Here is a 15086-nt window from a genome sequence, read left to right as displayed (position 1 = left end):
CAGGATGGCGGCGCAGTTCCCGGTAACGCTTGCTTAAGCCTGTTAACAGCGCGGTAACCCGGCTTAACAGCCCTTTAACTTAAAACTCTCGATAAATCTTACGCGAAAAGGTCGTGGTTCCGTAACCATGCGGTTTGCCTTGCGTGGCGGCGCGGGCGCCGCAGCGGTGACGGCAGTTGCGTTGGAGTGAGTGATGAAGAGGCTCGTTGTGGGCGCAGCCGCGTTGGTTGCCGCCGGCTGGACAGCTTCGGCGGAGGCCGCCGACATGAATTACGGTCAGCGCGCGCCCTATACCGTCAACCAGCCGCTCAACGCCTATAGCTGGGCGGGTCCCTATCTCGGCGGCAACATCGGCTATGAATGGGGCTCGGTGGACAACAACCCCTCGAAGCCGTCGGGCTTCGTCGGCGGCGTGCAGGCCGGCTACAACTTCCAGAATGGCCCGTTTGTGTTCGGCGTCGAGGGCGACATCCAGGCCGCCGGTGCCGACGACACCTTCGCGCCGTGGAAATTCTCCAATCCGTGGTTCGGCACCCTGCGCGGCCGCGCCGGCTATGCCTTCAGCAACGTGCTGTTCTATGGCACCGCCGGCCTCGCCTTCGGCGAGCTGCGTGCGCAGACCTTCGGCTGGACGGAATCGCACACCACCGCCGGCTGGACCATCGGCGCCGGTGCGGAAGTCGGTCTGGCCCCCAACTGGAGCGCCAAGCTGGAATATCTCTACATCGATCTGTCGACGACTCAGTTCGCAATTACCGGGGTGTCAAACGGCTATAGCGCCAGCGTTGTGCGCGCCGGCGTGAACTATCGGTTCTGATAGTAGAAGAAAATACCGGACCACAACCTCCCGGCCGCTCGCGGCCGGGATTTTTTTGCGCCAGGTGTTCTTTGCGCCAAGTATTGCGGCGAATGTTGTGCGTCAGTCCCGCTAGGACAGGATGACCAGATTGACCGCCTTCGGTCCCTTCCCCTTCTTGTCGGGTTCGACTTCGAAAGTAATACGCTGTCCTTCCGCAAGGTCCTTCAGTCCGGCCCGCTCCACAGCAGTAATATGTACGAAGACGTCGCGGCCGCCGTCGTCAGGCTTGATGAATCCGTAGCCGCGTTCGCCGTTGAAAAACTTGACCGTTCCCGTCATGGCCATCGGGAAACTCCCCCTCATTGCTCCTCCGCCGCGACGCAGACTCACGTCACGACATGACGGGGCACTACGGAGCCCGGGAGCTGGCCATCCTTGGGCGGACTTCAACGGTCCGGCCGGATCTTTCTTAGGCCTTCACTCCGCCGCAACCATTCGCGGAAGCGGAACGTAAAGCCAGTCACGGAAACAGCATAATACGGTTCTCTGCAGATTGACTACCGCTCCTGCATATTTTTCCCAAGAATGCCGGAGTGTTACGGGCTGCCTTTAAGGCTTGGGCACCTCCAATCGGAATCTGGCAGCACCACCTTGGCCGAGCGGCATTTCCAGCTCGGGCAGGATCGTCTTGAGTTCGCCCTGCAGCGTGTAGGGCGGATTGACGATCAGGAGCCCGGTGGAGGCGAGCGCCCCGCCATCGAGCTGAGGCGCGACGCTGAACTCGAGGCGCAGACAATTTCCCGGCGGCTTTGCTGCAGCTGCGAGCCGCGCCACCGTTTGGACCAGCGTGTCGGTGGCGCGCCGGTTCTTGGCGGGATACCAAATGACATAGATGCCGGTCGGCCATTTCGCGAAGGCGGTGGAGAATGCTTCGCCCAGCCGCTCGAACTCGTCCTTGGCCTCGAAGGGCGGATCGATCAACACGAGGCCGCGCCGCTCCTTCGGCGGCACGAAGGCCGGCAGCGCCACCCAGCCGTCGAGGTCGACCACGCGGGCCTGTTCGTCGCGGCGCAGCACGGCGATCAGCGCTTTCCGCGCCTTCGGCTCGAGCTCGCAGGCGACGAGCCGGTCTTGCGGCCGGAGCAGGCCGCGCGCGATCAACGGCGAGCCCGGATAGGCCTTGAGCTCACCCTTCGGATTGAAGGCCCGGACGATGTCGAGATAGGGTTGTACCAGCGTCAGGGTCTCGTTCGACAGGCGTGCCTGCATCAGCCGCGCGATACCGGTCAGCCATTCGCCGCCCCGGCGCGCCTCGTCGCTGTCGAGATCGTAGAGGCCGGCGCCGGCATGGGTGTCGATGACGCGGAACGCCCCCGGCTTGTCCTGCAGATAGGTGATGATGCGCGCCAGCACGATGTGCTTGATGACATCGGCGAAGTTGCCGGCGTGGAAGGCGTGGCGATAGTTCATGGCGGAGAGTTACGACATCGCGCGATGAAAGTAACTCCCGTCATTCCGGGGCGGTGCGCAGCACCGAGCCCGGAATCCATTCCGCCACCGGGCCGCGGGTCGATGGATTCTCAGATGCGCAACTGCGCATCATAGTTCGCGCTTCGCGCGCCCCGGAATGACGGTCTGAGAAGTCGAGCTCAACCACCCCTGATCGGCGGCATGGTGACCTGATCGCGGCGGCAGGTGCGGCGTTCGATCTCGTCGCAGGCGCGGAATTGCAGGTCCTTGCTGAGGCAGATACGGACCTCGGACAGCCGCGTCCGGTTGCAGGTGACCGAGACGGCGGCATTGCTCAGTCCCGGATTGGCCTTGATGAAGGCCTCTTCGACCTCCGCCGGCGCCACGGTCTTGGCCTGCGACAAATCGAGATATTCGGCCGGGATCTTGATCGCAGCGCGCGCCTTGCGGATCGTCTCGAAATAGCTGCGGCCCTCGAGGCCGGAGCAGGTGCCGTGCTTGTCCCATTCGTTGAAGATCAGGCCCGGCGCCGGCATCAAATCGAGCATCGAGGAGACGATGCTGCGGTTCAGCCGCGGTGCGGGTCGCTGGCAATATTCCGGGAAGCCGTTCTCATATTGCGGCCACAGCCCATGCACCACGAAGGCGTAGGGCCGACCGCTGCACTGGATCTGCGAGCGGCCGCCACGCTCGGCCGCCTCCTCGCAGAATGAGGGCGACCACGACAGCGACAGCACATAGAAGTCGAATTCGCCGGGCGCGTTCTGCCGCTTGTCCTGGGCGTTTGCGCTGCCGGCGAGCAAGGCCAGTCCGGCGGCAAGGGTCAGGGAGATCACGAAACGGGAAAACAAATGCAATCTGGAATGAAACATGGCGACGCCCCTCAACTAGACTGTGCGAGGAAGCCTAGCAGGCGATGGGAACATTTCAAGAACAAAATTCGGGCGGCCGCCGTTCGGCGCTTCGCGCGACCAATCAGGGCTTCCTGATCAGGGCTTCCCAATCAGGGCTTGGCGGCGCGGCAGGCCGGATTGTAGGCCCAGTTGCGGTCGAGCCCGACCACGCACCATTCGACGCCGTTGCCGTAGCCGGCGAAGCCGCCATCCTCGATGATCGAGAAGTGCACCTTGCGCACCTTGCCATCAGTGAGCATGGCCTCGCCGGTGCAATAGCGGCGCGGAATATTGTCGGACTGCCAGGGCCGGAATGCGGTCTCGCGAACGGCGGAGAAGCCGGTGATCCTCAACGAGGAATTCCAGAACGTGCTTTCCTTCTCCCAGAACTGGGTGGCGATGGTCGGCAGCGCCCTGTCGCAATCGGCGACGGCGCCGTCATAGCGCGGTCCGCTCAGCCAGAAGTTCAGCTCCAGCGGATTGGCGGCCCTGGCCTCACCGAGCGACATCGCTCCGAACATGAGGCCAAGCACGGCGGCATAGCGGAGCAATTTCAGGAAGGGGGCGCGCATGGTCAATCCGGACAGCTAAAGTCTTGCGAAGGTTGGACGGTGCCGCGAAGGCCGGGGGAGGTCAAGTGCAGCGCGGCAACACTTCGCCAGGAGTTGACCACAACTTCGTGGTTGGCAGGGCTTCCGTTCTTTTCACTTCCCTCCCGGCACCGTAAACTGGCCGCCAGCCAATTGGAGTGACGGGAATGCGAATCATTGCGGCCGCGGGTCTTCTCGCCAGCCTGGTTGTCTCGGGTATGACGGCGAGCCAGTCGGCGCGCGCCGACTATGTGCCGCCGTTCAAGGGCAATGACACCGGCGGCATCATCGCCTATTCGATGGCCACCCAGGTCGATGCCCGGCAGGCCGCGGTCGATCACTGCGCGCGCTACGGCAAGGTCGTGAAATTCCTGGCGGTTCAGGCCTATGAGGGCGGCTACATCTCGTTCTCCTGCCGCTGGGTGCCTTATGGCGCCGCCGACCAGCCGATCCGCACGCTCTACTGAGGCGCTGTCGTAACGCCGCACTCTCTCAGCCGGGAGCCTTTCACATGACGCGCAAACTCGCTTTGCTCGGCTCGGCCCTTTGCCTCGTGGTTTCGGCAGGCGGTGCTTTTGCCGACGACCTGCCGGTGCGCAAGGCCGGTCTTTGGGAGATGAAGCTGGTCACATCAGGCTCGCCCGTGCCCGAGATGACCATGCAGCACTGCACCGACGAGACCGTCGACAAGGAGATGAGCAACAACGTCTCCCCGATGGCCAAGCAGATCTGCGCCAAGCAGGAGATCAAGAAGACCGCGGCCGGCTATGTCAGCGATTCCGAGTGCAGCGTCGCCGGCGTCAGCACGACCTCGCATGCCGAGATCACGGGCGATTTCAACTCGGCCTATACGGTGAAGACCGCCTCGCACGCACAAGGCGGCGTCGCCGGCGCTGCGGGACGCGATACCACCATGACGCTGCAAGCCAAATGGCTTGGGGCCTGCAAGCCCGACCAGAAGCCCGGCGACATCGTGATGCCCGGCGGCTTCAAGATGAACGTGCGCGACATGGATAAGCTGAAGGCGCTGCTGCCGAAGTAGGGCGAGATCGTAGCCCGGATGGAGCGCAGCGAAATCCGGGCTACGGCGGCTACACCGGTATCCTGACGCTCGCCCGCAGTCCCCCCATCGGACTGTCGCCGAGGGTGATGTCGCCGCCATGCGAGCGGGCGATGTCGCGGGCGATGGCAAGGCCAAGGCCGGTGCCGCCTTCATCCTGGTTGCGGGCGTTGTCGAGCCGCAGGAACGGCTTGAACACTTCTTCGCGCAAATGTGCGGGAATGCCGGGTCCGTCGTCGTCGATCGTCACGGTCAAATAACGGTGATCGCGCTGGCCGGTGATGGCGATGGCCTTGCCGTAGCGCGCCGAGTTGGTGACGAGATTGGCGAGGCAGCGCTTGAACGAGGCCGGCTTCACCGTCACGACGGGCAGGCCGTGGAAGGCGACGGTCGCGGTATGACCGTGGCGCTCGGCGTCGCCGCGCAGCTCCTCGAGCGCCTGCGCCATGTCGGTCGGCTGCGACTGCTCGCCGGAATCGCCGCGCGCAAAGGCGAGGTAATCTTCCAGCATCATCGACATTTCGTCGACGTCCTTGCGCATGCCCTCGAGCTCGGGGCTGTCGCCGATCAGCGCCAGCTCCAGCTTGAAGCGGGTCAGGATGGTGCGCAGATCGTGACTGACGCCGGCGAGCATCGCGGTGCGCTGCTCCATGGTGCGCTCGATGCGCGACTTCATCTCGAGGAAGGCGACCGCCGCGCGCCGCACCTCGCGCGCGCCCCTGGGGCGGAAGTTCGGCGCTTCGCGGCCCTTGCCGAAGCTTTCGGCGGCGTCCGCAAGACGCAGGATCGGCTTGATCTGGTTGCGCAGGAACAGCACGGCGACGATCAGCAGGATCGAGGACGTGCCGACCATCCAGAACAGGAATATCTCCGAGTTGGAGGCATAGGCGGCGCTGCGCTGCGCGAACACGCGCATCACGGCATCGTCGAGCTGGATGCGGATCTCGACGAGGTTGGAGCGGCCGACCGTGTCGATCCAGAACGAGCGCCCGATCTGGCGGCCGAGCTGCACCGACAGCGTCTGGTCGAGCAGCGAGAAGAACGGCTTTGGTCCCGGCGGCGGCATGTCGCCGGCGGGCAGGAAATCGACGACGAGGCCGAGGCGCTGCTGCGCGATACGGCGGATCTGGTCGCGATCCTTATCTTGCGGATAACCCTTGTAGACGTCGATCAGCGCGGCGATGTCCTGCACCACGGCGGCCGACAGTCGGCGCGTCACCGTATTCCAGTGCCTCTCCATGAACACGAAGGCCACGACCGATTGCAGCACCACCATCGGCACGATCATGATGAGGAGCGCGCGGGCGTAGAGGCCGGTCGGCATCCAGCCCTTGAACGCGTTGCCCATCCAGCCGTTGACGGCGGAGACGCGGCCGGCGGCGCTTCGGAGCAGCGTCAGGCCGGTATCGATCGTGCTCATCGGTCGCGCTTCACTGATTTATGGCGAGGCTACCAGCCGGTAGCCGATGCCGCGCACCGCCTGGAGGAACAGCGGATTGGCGGGATCGGTCTCGATCTTGCGCCTGAGGCGGTTGATCTGCACGTCGACGGCGCGCTCGTTGACGCTGCCGTTGCCGGTCAGCGCACTGCGCGGCACGGTCTCGCCCGGCGTCTCCGAGAGAACGCGCAGCATCTCGCGCTCGCGGTCGGTGAGGTGGATGACCTCCTCGCCCTGGCGCAGCTCGCCGCGATCGAGATGGTAGACGTAGGGGCCGAACGCGATCTTCTCCACCGCCGTGGCCTGCGGCGGCGGAGCGGCGCGCTTGAGGATATTGTTGATGCGCAGCGCCAGCTCGCGCGGCTCGAACGGTTTCGCCACGTAGTCGTCGGCGCCGATCTGCAGGCCCTCGATACGCGCTTCCGCCTCGTGTCGTGCCGTCAGCATCACGATCGGCACCGAGGAGGATGTCCGGATGAAGCGAGCGAGATCGAAGCCGGTCTCGCCGGGCATCATGACGTCGAGGATCAAGAGGTCGAAATGCAGGCCCTGCAGTTTCGAGCGCGCATCGCCGGCACTCGCGGCGGTGGTGACGCGGTAGCCCTCGGCGGCGAGGAAGCGCGAGAGCAGATCGCGGATGCGGCGGTCGTCGTCGACCAGCAGCAGATGCGGCGCATCATCGGCCGGGCGTGCCGGCGGGCGGGCGAGAGTGGCAGCGAGCGTCACGGTCACTCCTTGGCGTCGTGGTTGACGGAAGCGAAGATCGTCTCGAGCACCTTGTCCGGATCGTCGCGATCGATCATCGCGCGCAGGAAGCGCTTGACCGTCTCGGCATCCTGCGGACCCATTTCGGCGAGCGCCTTGGTGATCCGCGTGGTCTGCAGACCGGCGAGCTTCTGCACCAGCGCCTCGCCCTTCGGCGTCGCGTAGAGCAGGCGCTGGCGGCGGTCATTGTCGCCGGTCTTCTGCACGATGTAGCCCTCGTCCAGCAGCTGCTTGAGCACGCGGCCGAGCGATTGCTTGGTGATGCGCAGGACGTCGAGCAGATCGGCGACCTTGAGGCCGGGATAGCGGTAGACGAAGTGCATGACCCGGTGATGGGCTCGGCCGAAGCCGAAAGCCTCCAGCTCCTGGTCGGGGTCGCCGACGAAGTCGCGGTAGGCGAAGAACAGTAGCTCGATGATATCCCAGCGCAAATTGCCTCCGTCGTCTGCGGCCGGCTTGGGCTCGGCAGCGTCGTGAGAGGAAGTCGCGAAATTTATGTCAGGCATATTGACGTATCTTGGGTTCAATGTTACAAAACGATTGACCAGCACGAAATTTTAGATCGTTTCGCGCGGGTGGCATCGAAGCAGGGCGGCTGGAGAGAGCCGGACAGGCGACGACGGCCGGATCAGATCTACCGTGCGATTGTCGAGCGGCGTTTCGACAAAACATACTGGACTTCCGCCTTCCGCAAAAGCATGTCCTCGGCGATATGCTGGCCACGGAAACCGGCCGTAACAAGGCTGGCGGTGGTCCGGCCTAAAACCAATCAAGCCAGCCGGGCCCGAAAGGGGCAGGCCGGCGCCAGAACGGCGCCGCCACCGGCAGCGGGAGGCAAGGACATGAGCATGAAATTCGACATCCAGCCCGCATCCAATCCGACGCCCGAGAAGGACCGCGTGGCCAAGCTGGTGGACCCCGGCTTCGGACGGGTCTTCACCGATCACATGGCGATCGTGCGCTACAACCAGGCCAAGGGCGGCTGGTTCGAGGCGCGTGTCGAGGCACGCGCCAACTTCCAGATGGATCCGGCCGGCGCGGTGCTGCACTACGCCCAGGAAATCTTCGAGGGCCTCAAGGCCTACAAGCGCGACGATGGCGGCGTGAACCTGTTCCGTCCCGACGCCAATGCGCGGCGCTTCAAGGACTCGGCGGACCGCATGGCGATGGCGCAGCTGCCCGAGGACGTCTTCATCGAGGCGGTCGAGCAGGTCGTGCGCATCGACCGCGCCTGGATGCCGGGCGGCGAGGGCAGCCTCTACCTGCGGCCCTTCATGATCGCGAGCGAGACCTTCCTCGGCGTCAAGCCGTCGTCCGAATACATTTTTGCAGTGATCGCTTCGCCGGTCGGCTCTTACTTCAAGGGCGGGCCTGCGCCGGTGTCGATCTGGGTCTCGGAGAATTACACGCGCGCGGCCGTCGGCGGCACCGGTGCCGTCAAATGCGGCGGCAATTACGCTGCGAGCCTGCGTGCCCAGGCCGAAGCGATCCAGCATGGCTGCGATCAGGTGGTCTTCCTCGACGCGGTCGAGCGCCGCTATATCGAGGAGCTCGGCGGCATGAACGTTTTCTTCGTGTTCGACGACGGCTCGCTCTCGACGCCGCCGCTCGGCACCATCCTGCCTGGCATCACCCGCGACTCCATCATCGCGCTCGCAAAGGATGCCGGCAAGACCGTGCGCGAGGAGCCGTATTCGCTCGACCAGTGGCGCAAGGATGCAAGCTCCGGCAAGCTGAAGGAAGCGTTTGCCTGCGGCACCGCGGCCGTGATCTCGCCGATCGGCAAGGTGCGTTCGGTGAGCGGTGATTTCGAGATCGGCGGCGGCGCTGCCGGCCCCGTCGCCATGGGCTTGCGCAAGCAGCTGGTCGACATCCAGTACGGCCGCACCAACGATCCCCACAACTGGATCCGCAAGGTGTTCTGAGATGCGGCGATGCGCGTTTCCCCTCTCATGAGGAGAGGAGAAACGCGCATCGTTTGTGGTTTTTCGTGCACTGAACGTGCCGTTGCCGACATGCGACAAAGTCTGGACACATCTGGACATCAGGACATCGCGACCATGGCAACGAAACTCTCCCAACCCATGAAATGGGTCGTTCTCGCCGCAATCACCGGCGTTTCCGTTTTCGGCATCCTGACCATCGGCCCGATGCATGAGGTGGTCGCGCAAGACCGCTCGCCGATCGTCGATGTGCGCACCAGCGATCCCGAGATGAATGCCGCGATCGCGCGCGCCCGCGGCACGTTGTCGACCTTCTGGGCCTCCTATCAATCGCCAAAGCCGTCGGAGGCCGGGCACGCCCTGAAGGTGCGCTTCTCGACCCGCAAGGGCGGTGAGCACATCTGGATCGGCGAGGTGAAGAAGCGGCCAGACGGGACCTATTCTGGTCTCTTCGCCAACGAACCGCGTGACCTGCCCGGCAAGCGGGCCGGCGACGAGGTCAAGTTCACCGAGACCGACATTTCGGACTGGATGTTCATGCGCAACGGCAAGATCGTCGGCGGCGAAACCATCAAGCCGACGCTGAAGTCGCTGCCGAAGGCGGACGCGGATGCCCTGAGGGCGCGGATGGAGCAGCCGTAGGGGCTTCTTCCTTCTCCCCCTGTGGGAGAAGGTGGCGCGAAGCGCCGGATGCGGGGTTCTCTCCGCGATCTCAATCATGAGAGGCGCATTCGCGGATTGAGACCCCTCGCCCGTCTCGCCGCTTCGCGGCGATCCACCCTCTCCCACAAGGGGAGAGGGGAAAGGCACCGGTTGCCGCCCCGCGCCCCGGCTGGTAAATGCCGCGCATGGCCGAGAAATCCAAAAAACCCCAGAAACTGAAGGCGCGCCTGCCGCGCGGGCTCGAGGATCGCGATCCCTCGGCGATCCGCGCGAGGCGCGAGATGGTCGAGAAGATCCGCGCCGTCTATGAGCTCTACGGCTTCGAGCCCGTGGAAACGCCGGCGATGGAATACACCGATGCGCTCGGCAAGTTCCTGCCCGACCAGGACCGTCCCAACGAGGGCGTGTTCTCGTTCCAGGACGACGACGAGCAGTGGATCAGCCTGCGCTACGATTTGACCGCGCCGCTCGCCCGCTATGTCGGCGAGCGCTACGGCACCGACGCTCTGGTCTTGCCCTACCGCAGCTACCGAGTCGGCTACGTCTTCCGCAACGAAAAGCCCGGCCCCGGCCGCTTCCGCCAGTTCATGCAGTTCGATGCCGACACGGTCGGCTCGGCGACGCCGGCGGCGGATGCCGAGATATGTATGATGGCCGCGGACACGATGGAAGCGCTCGGCATTGCGCGCGGCTCCTATGTCGTGAAGGTCAACAACCGCAAGGTGCTCGACGGCGTGCTCGAAGCCATCGGGCTAGGTGGCGACGAGAACGCAGGCCGCAGGCTGACCGTCCTGCGCGCCATCGATAAGCTCGACAAGTTTTCCGCCGACGAAGTGCGTAAATTGCTCGGTCCCGGACGATGGGACGGCGGCGAGGAAGGCAAGGGCGACTTCACGAAGGGCGCCAATTTGAGCGAGGCGGAGGCTGATGTCGTGCTCGCCATCACCAAGCCGCGCGAGGATTGGAAAGAGGCCATTGCCGCGGCCGAAACGTACCTCGCCAAGAGCGAAGTCGGTCAGGCCGGCGTGAGCGAGCTGGATGAGATTGCCAAGCTGGTCACGGCGTCGGGCTACGGTGCGGACCGCATCAAGATCGATCCGTCCGTCGTGCGCGGCCTCGAATATTACACTGGCCCCGTCTACGAGGTCGAACTGCTGCTGGAGACCAAGGACGAGAAGGGCCGCCCGGTGCGCTTCGGCTCGGTCGGTGGCGGCGGCCGCTACGACGGCCTCGTCTCGCGCTTCCGCGGCGAGGCGGTGCCGGCGACCGGTTTCTCGATCGGCGTCTCGCGGCTTCAGGCAGCGCTGACGCTCCTCGGCAAGCTCGACACCAAGCCGGAATTCGGCCCCGTCGTCGTCACCGTGTTCGAACGCGACCGCGTCGCCGACTATCAGAAGATGGTGGCAAGCTTGCGCACTGCCGGCATCCGCGCCGAACTCTATCTCGGCAATCCCAAGAACATGGGCAATCAGCTCAAATATGCCGACCGCCGCAATTCACCGTGCGTGATCATCCAGGGCTCGGATGAAAAGGCGCGCGGCGAGCTGCAGATCAAGGATCTGATCGAAGGCGCCAAGGCCGCCGCGGCGATCGCCTCCAACCAGGAATGGCGCGAGAGTCGCCCGGCGCAGTTCTCGTGCAGCGAAGCCGATCTCGTCGCCAAGGTGCGCGAGGTCCTGGCCCGCCATGACGTAAAGTGGGGATAGCTATTCCGCCAAGCCGTCATGCCCGGGCTTGTCCCGGGCATCCACGTCTTGTTTGATGGATAAGCACGTGAATGGCCGGGACAAGCCCGGCCATGACGACAGCAACAGGGAGAAAACAATGCCTGAGATCACTGTCAGCATGGCCGAAGGCCGCACCGACGAGCAGAAGGCCGGTATGATGCGCGACATCACCCAGGCGTTGGTGAAGAATCTCGGCGTCGATGCCGATGCCGTCGTCATCCAGATCAACGAAGCCCCGCTCCGTCACAAGATGAAGGGCGGCAAGACGTTCGTGGAGCGCGCGGCGGCGGCGAAGAAGTGACGCGTTAGCGTCATTCCGGGGCGCGCGAAGCGCGAATCCGGAATCTCGTGCCGCAAACTTCTGGATTCCGGGTTCGGCGCTAGGCGCCGCCCCGGAATGACGAGCAAGACCCATGGACGCACGCGATTTCATCAAGGTCGGCATGAATGCCGAGCGCACGCTGGTGGTCCCGGCGGAGCGCACGGTCGGGCATTTCGTGCCGGGCATGCCGTTTGTCTACGCGACGCCGATGATGATCCTGGAAATGGAGATGACCGCAGGCGATGCAATCCGCGCTGCGCTTCAGCCCGGCTGGGTCACTGTCGGCACCGAGGTCGACATCCGCCATCTCGCAGCCGCGCTCGTCGGCGCGACGGTGCGGACCACCGCGAAGGTCGTCGCAGTCGAGCGCCGCGTCATCCGCTTCGAGGTCGAGGCGTTCGAGGGCACTCGCAAGCTCGGCGAAGGCCGCCACGCGCGCGGCCTCGTCAATGTCGAGATGTTCAACAGGCGGTTAGCTGCGGGCACGACACCGTAGGGTCGATTAGCCCTGCGGACTACGCGAAGCGTAGACCGCTTGGCGTAATCCACCACGTCTGCGTCCTCGGAAATAGAAGAGGTGGGTTACGGCTTCGCCTAACCCACCCTACGGCACCTGCTTACTTCGCCAATTCCTTCGACCGCTTCGTCGCCGCCGCGATCGCGCGGATCATCAGGTCGCGCAGACCCGGCTCGCCCATCAGCACGCCGAGCGCGGCGGCCGTGGTGCCGCCGGGCGAGGTGACGTTCTGGCGCAGCGTGCTCGACGGCAGCTCCGACTGGTGCAGCAGTTCGCCGGAGCCGGCGACGGTCTCGCGTGCGAGCTTAATTGCCAGCGACTCGGGCAATCCGGCCTCGACGCCGGCGCGGGCGAGCTCTTCGGCGAGCAGAAACACATAGGCTGGGCCTGACCCGGAGACGGCCGTGACCGCGTCCATCAGGCTCTCGTCATCGACCCATTCGACCGAGCCGGTGGCACGCAGCAGCGCATCGGCCACCGCGCGCTGCGCGGCGCTGACGTTCTTGGCTGCGACCGCAACGGTGATGCCGCGGCCGATCGCGGCCGGCGTGTTCGGCATCGCGCGCACCGCGGCGCCGCCGCAGACCTCCTGGAGCGATGCGATCGTGGTTCCCGCCATGATCGAGACCACCGAAGTCTTGTCCGAGACAAACGATTTCAGCTTCGCGCCGGCCTCGCGGAACATCTGCGGCTTCACCGCGACGACCATCGTCTCGACCGTCCCGGCAGTCTTCGCATCGGGATTGAGCGCAATGCCCTTGGCCGCGAGCGCGGTAATCTCGGGCGAGATGTGCGGATCGACCACCGCGACGCGGCGCGGATCGAGTCCGCCCGCCAACCATCCGGTCAGCATCGCGCCGCCCATCTTGCCGGCGCCGGCGAGGAGGATGGTGCCGGTGATGTTTTGAAGAGTGCTGTTGTTAGCCACTGTGATCACCCAAGCAAAAGGTGTCGTCCCTGCGAACGCGGGGACCCCCCGCGCGAGCGCTTGCGCTCGTCGCGTCACCACAGGCGGTTCTAATGGATGGGGATGTTGGCAACAAGCCGCGTGCCACAAGCGGCATCACGCGGTCTGGGTCCCGGATCTTCGCTTCGCTTGTCCGGGACGACGGTGGGGAGGGAGCTGCGGCTCCCTCACTTCTTGAGGTTACGCCTCTCCCACCGTGTCGAACATTGCCGCGTCCATGGCCTGCGCGGTGGTCTTGCCTGCCCACACCACGAACTGGAACGCCGGGAAATAGCGCTCGCAGGCGTGGATGGCGCCGGCGAGCATGGCCTCGCATTGCGCGGTCGAGGCGGTGAGCCCGCCCGGCAGCACCAGGGCTTGGCGGTGCATGATCATGCCGGTGTTGGTCCAGAGATCGAAGTGCCCGACCCACAGCTGCTCGTTGACAGCGGCGACGAGCCGCTGCACCTCGCCGCGGCGCGCAACCGGAATCTTCATGTCAAATGCGCAGGCCAGATGCAGCGCCTCGATCTCGCCCATCCAGGTGAACGAGATCTGGTAGTCGGTCCATTGTCCCTTGGAGACAATGGTGAGTTCGTCTTCGCCGGAGCGTTCAAACGGCCAGTTGTTGCTGGCAGCGATATCCTCGACCACCGCGAGCGGATGGCTTTTGGAATCGATGGTGCCTTCGAGCAGGGACATTCCGTCTCGACCTCTTGCCTTTTTGTTGTCTTTGATACGCACGCGGTCGGCCCGGTACGCTCCCTCAATGTCGCTGTCGCGATTCCCCTCGGGGTCGCTCTTGCGATCCCCTCGGATCGGCGCGGGCCTGTCGCGGATCAAGTGATGTGATTTGCGGAATCTGCGCAACGGGGTCCCGAGTCCGTCCACAAGCCAGGACTCGTTCGTCCACAGCTCATCTCCGCCACAATTCTTAACGGAGGGAAGTCCTCGATCCGGATGGATGAGAACAAACCGGAATCGGATTCGCGGGGGAGGGCGCCATTCGTTAATTCCGTCCCGCGAGGGCCGCTCCCGCGGGAATGACATGGGACCATGCGATCCGCCCATACGGAACACGCTTGCTGCGGCCGCCGGCTGGCGTCATATTTCCGGTCAGGTCGTTCATCCCGGACGGCCGATGTTCTCAGGGCGGGGTGAAAGTCCCCACCGGCGGTAAGGGCCGAGAGGCCTAAGCCCGCGAGCGCCTTCCCCCAGGATCTTCCTGAAAAGGATTTTGCCGAGGGGGAGGGGTCAGCAGATTCGGTGCAACTCCGAAGCCGACGGTTAAAGTCCGGATGAAAGAGAACGGTCGGAGGCAGACGCATCGCAAGATGCGGCTGTTTGTCGTTCCGTGTGCCCTGATTCTGGTCCTTAAGAAGGAAAGCCATGAATCAGATGCTGCAAGACCCCAAAACCGAAACTTCTGACGCCGCCCAACCGCCGGTTCCGCAAGGCCCGGCGCCTGACCACCCGCGCTTTGCCAAGCCGCAGCGGGTGGCCTTCGTGCAGGCCTGCTGGCATCGCGACGTGGTCGAAGAGGCCCGCATCGCCTTCATCAAGGAGGCCGAGGCGCGCCATCTCACTCATGTCGACGTGTTCGAGGTGCCGGGCTCGTTCGAGATCCCGCTGCACGCGCAGGTCCTCGCCAAGACGCGGCGCTACACCGCCATCGTCGCGGCCGGCCTCGTCGTCGATGGCGGCATCTATCGCCACGAGTTCGTCGCCGACACTGTGATCAAGGCCTTGATGGACGTGCAGCTGCGCACCGAAGTGCCCGTGTTCTCGGCGGTGCTGACGCCGCAGCAATTCCACGAGACCGAGGTGCACTACGACTTCTTCCGCAAGCACTTTGCGATCAAGGGCGTGGAGGTGGCGGCGGCCTGCGCGGAGACGCTGCTCGGCCTCGAACGCCTGCGCGGCCAGGTCGCCGCGGGGATCGTGGGGTAGGCA

18 protein-coding genes and 1 riboswitch are annotated in these 15086 nt (G+C 64.7%); of the genes, 9 read left to right on the top strand and 9 right to left on the bottom strand.

Annotated elements, in window-relative coordinates; translation table 11 throughout:
- Positions 1-193: 193 nt before the first annotated feature.
- The gene (locus tag RAD04_RS34880) at positions 194-817 is read left to right on the top strand and encodes an outer membrane protein (RefSeq protein WP_028140149.1); all 624 of its coding nucleotides are present in this window, start codon (positions 194-196) and stop codon (positions 815-817) included.
- 111 nt (positions 818-928) lie between these two features.
- Here the strand turns inward: RAD04_RS34880 and RAD04_RS34875 are convergent, their stop codons facing one another.
- The 4 genes from RAD04_RS34875 to RAD04_RS34860 form a co-directional block, all read right to left on the bottom strand.
- Positions 929-1144, bottom strand: a complete 216-nt coding sequence (locus tag RAD04_RS34875; RefSeq protein ID WP_008544396.1) for a cold-shock protein — start codon at positions 1142-1144, stop codon at positions 929-931.
- A 264-nt stretch (positions 1145-1408) separates the two neighbouring features.
- Complete coding sequence (locus RAD04_RS34870; protein ID WP_461627398.1) at positions 1409-2269, bottom strand: 23S rRNA (adenine(2030)-N(6))-methyltransferase RlmJ; 861 nt, start codon at positions 2267-2269, stop codon at positions 1409-1411.
- A 179-nt stretch (positions 2270-2448) separates the two neighbouring features.
- On the bottom strand, positions 2449-3141 hold the full coding sequence (locus RAD04_RS34865) for a ribonuclease T2 family protein (protein WP_461627397.1): 693 nt from the start codon (positions 3139-3141) through the stop codon (positions 2449-2451).
- A gap of 131 nt (positions 3142-3272) precedes the next feature.
- On the bottom strand, positions 3273-3734 hold the full coding sequence (locus RAD04_RS34860; RefSeq protein WP_091958589.1) for a hypothetical protein: 462 nt from the start codon (positions 3732-3734) through the stop codon (positions 3273-3275).
- Between the two features lie 185 nt (positions 3735-3919).
- Here RAD04_RS34860 and RAD04_RS34855 point away from each other — a divergent pair, with 185 nt between their 5' ends.
- Together RAD04_RS34855 and RAD04_RS34850 are read left to right on the top strand one after the other, a co-directional pair.
- Positions 3920-4219: a hypothetical protein gene (locus tag RAD04_RS34855; protein WP_091958585.1), complete on the top strand. Its 300-nt coding sequence runs from the start codon at positions 3920-3922 to the stop codon at positions 4217-4219.
- Positions 4220-4263: 44 nt separating this feature from the next.
- Positions 4264-4794, top strand: a complete 531-nt coding sequence (locus tag RAD04_RS34850) for a DUF3617 domain-containing protein (RefSeq protein ID WP_461627396.1) — start codon at positions 4264-4266, stop codon at positions 4792-4794.
- Between the two features lie 49 nt (positions 4795-4843).
- On the opposite strand, the gene RAD04_RS34845 is transcribed toward RAD04_RS34850, so the two are convergent.
- From RAD04_RS34845 to RAD04_RS34835, 3 genes are read right to left on the bottom strand one after another with little or no spacing between them, the layout of a single operon-like run.
- Entirely contained in the window at positions 4844-6232 is a 1389-nt protein-coding gene (locus RAD04_RS34845) for an ATP-binding protein (protein ID WP_461627395.1), read from the bottom strand.
- Positions 6233-6250: 18 nt separating this feature from the next.
- Positions 6251-6982 carry a response regulator gene (locus RAD04_RS34840; protein WP_461627394.1) on the bottom strand — a complete coding sequence of 244 codons (732 nt, stop codon included), beginning with the start codon at positions 6980-6982 and terminating at the stop codon, positions 6251-6253.
- The gene (locus RAD04_RS34835) at positions 6979-7521 is read right to left on the bottom strand and encodes a MarR family winged helix-turn-helix transcriptional regulator (RefSeq protein ID WP_028140157.1); all 543 of its coding nucleotides are present in this window, start codon (positions 7519-7521) and stop codon (positions 6979-6981) included. Before RAD04_RS34835 ends, RAD04_RS34840 begins: the two co-directional genes overlap by 4 nt.
- Positions 7522-7857: 336 nt before the next feature.
- Here RAD04_RS34835 and RAD04_RS34830 point away from each other — a divergent pair, with 336 nt between their 5' ends.
- The 5 genes from RAD04_RS34830 (at position 7858) to RAD04_RS34810 (ending at position 12166) form a co-directional block, all read left to right on the top strand.
- Positions 7858-8940 (top strand): branched-chain amino acid aminotransferase, encoded by a 1083-nt coding sequence (locus RAD04_RS34830; protein ID WP_461627393.1) that lies wholly within the window; start codon positions 7858-7860, stop codon positions 8938-8940.
- A gap of 135 nt (positions 8941-9075) precedes the next feature.
- Positions 9076-9600: a YegJ family protein gene (locus RAD04_RS34825; RefSeq protein WP_461627392.1), complete on the top strand. Its 525-nt coding sequence runs from the start codon at positions 9076-9078 to the stop codon at positions 9598-9600.
- 206 nt (positions 9601-9806) lie between these two features.
- Positions 9807-11327 carry a histidine--tRNA ligase gene (gene hisS / locus RAD04_RS34820; RefSeq protein ID WP_461627391.1) on the top strand — a complete coding sequence of 507 codons (1521 nt, stop codon included), beginning with the start codon at positions 9807-9809 and terminating at the stop codon, positions 11325-11327.
- 55 nt (positions 11328-11382) lie between these two features.
- The gene (locus RAD04_RS34815) at positions 11383-11649 is read left to right on the top strand and encodes a tautomerase family protein (protein ID WP_109866587.1); all 267 of its coding nucleotides are present in this window, start codon (positions 11383-11385) and stop codon (positions 11647-11649) included.
- Positions 11650-11761: 112 nt separating this feature from the next.
- Positions 11762-12166 carry a thioesterase family protein gene (locus RAD04_RS34810; protein ID WP_018318339.1) on the top strand — a complete coding sequence of 135 codons (405 nt, stop codon included), beginning with the start codon at positions 11762-11764 and terminating at the stop codon, positions 12164-12166.
- Positions 12167-12287: 121 nt separating this feature from the next.
- On the opposite strand, the gene proC is transcribed toward RAD04_RS34810, so the two are convergent.
- The gene (proC, locus tag RAD04_RS34805; RefSeq protein WP_461627390.1) at positions 12288-13115 is read right to left on the bottom strand and encodes a pyrroline-5-carboxylate reductase; all 828 of its coding nucleotides are present in this window, start codon (positions 13113-13115) and stop codon (positions 12288-12290) included.
- A 219-nt stretch (positions 13116-13334) separates the two neighbouring features.
- Positions 13335-13835 (bottom strand): type III secretion system chaperone family protein, encoded by a 501-nt coding sequence (locus tag RAD04_RS34800; RefSeq protein ID WP_461616654.1) that lies wholly within the window; start codon positions 13833-13835, stop codon positions 13335-13337.
- Positions 13836-14272: 437 nt separating this feature from the next.
- Positions 14273-14447, top strand: a riboswitch (FMN riboswitch).
- 75 nt (positions 14448-14522) lie between these two features.
- On the opposite strand from RAD04_RS34800, the gene RAD04_RS34795 reads away from it, so the two are divergent.
- The gene (locus tag RAD04_RS34795; RefSeq protein WP_461627389.1) at positions 14523-15083 is read left to right on the top strand and encodes a 6,7-dimethyl-8-ribityllumazine synthase; all 561 of its coding nucleotides are present in this window, start codon (positions 14523-14525) and stop codon (positions 15081-15083) included.
- Positions 15084-15086: the final 3 nt, after the last annotated feature.

The organism is Bradyrhizobium sp. 25ACV, from assembly GCF_054863005.1.
The sequence above is the reverse complement of the archived record's forward strand: the minus strand, read 5'-3'. Positions and strand labels throughout refer to the sequence as shown.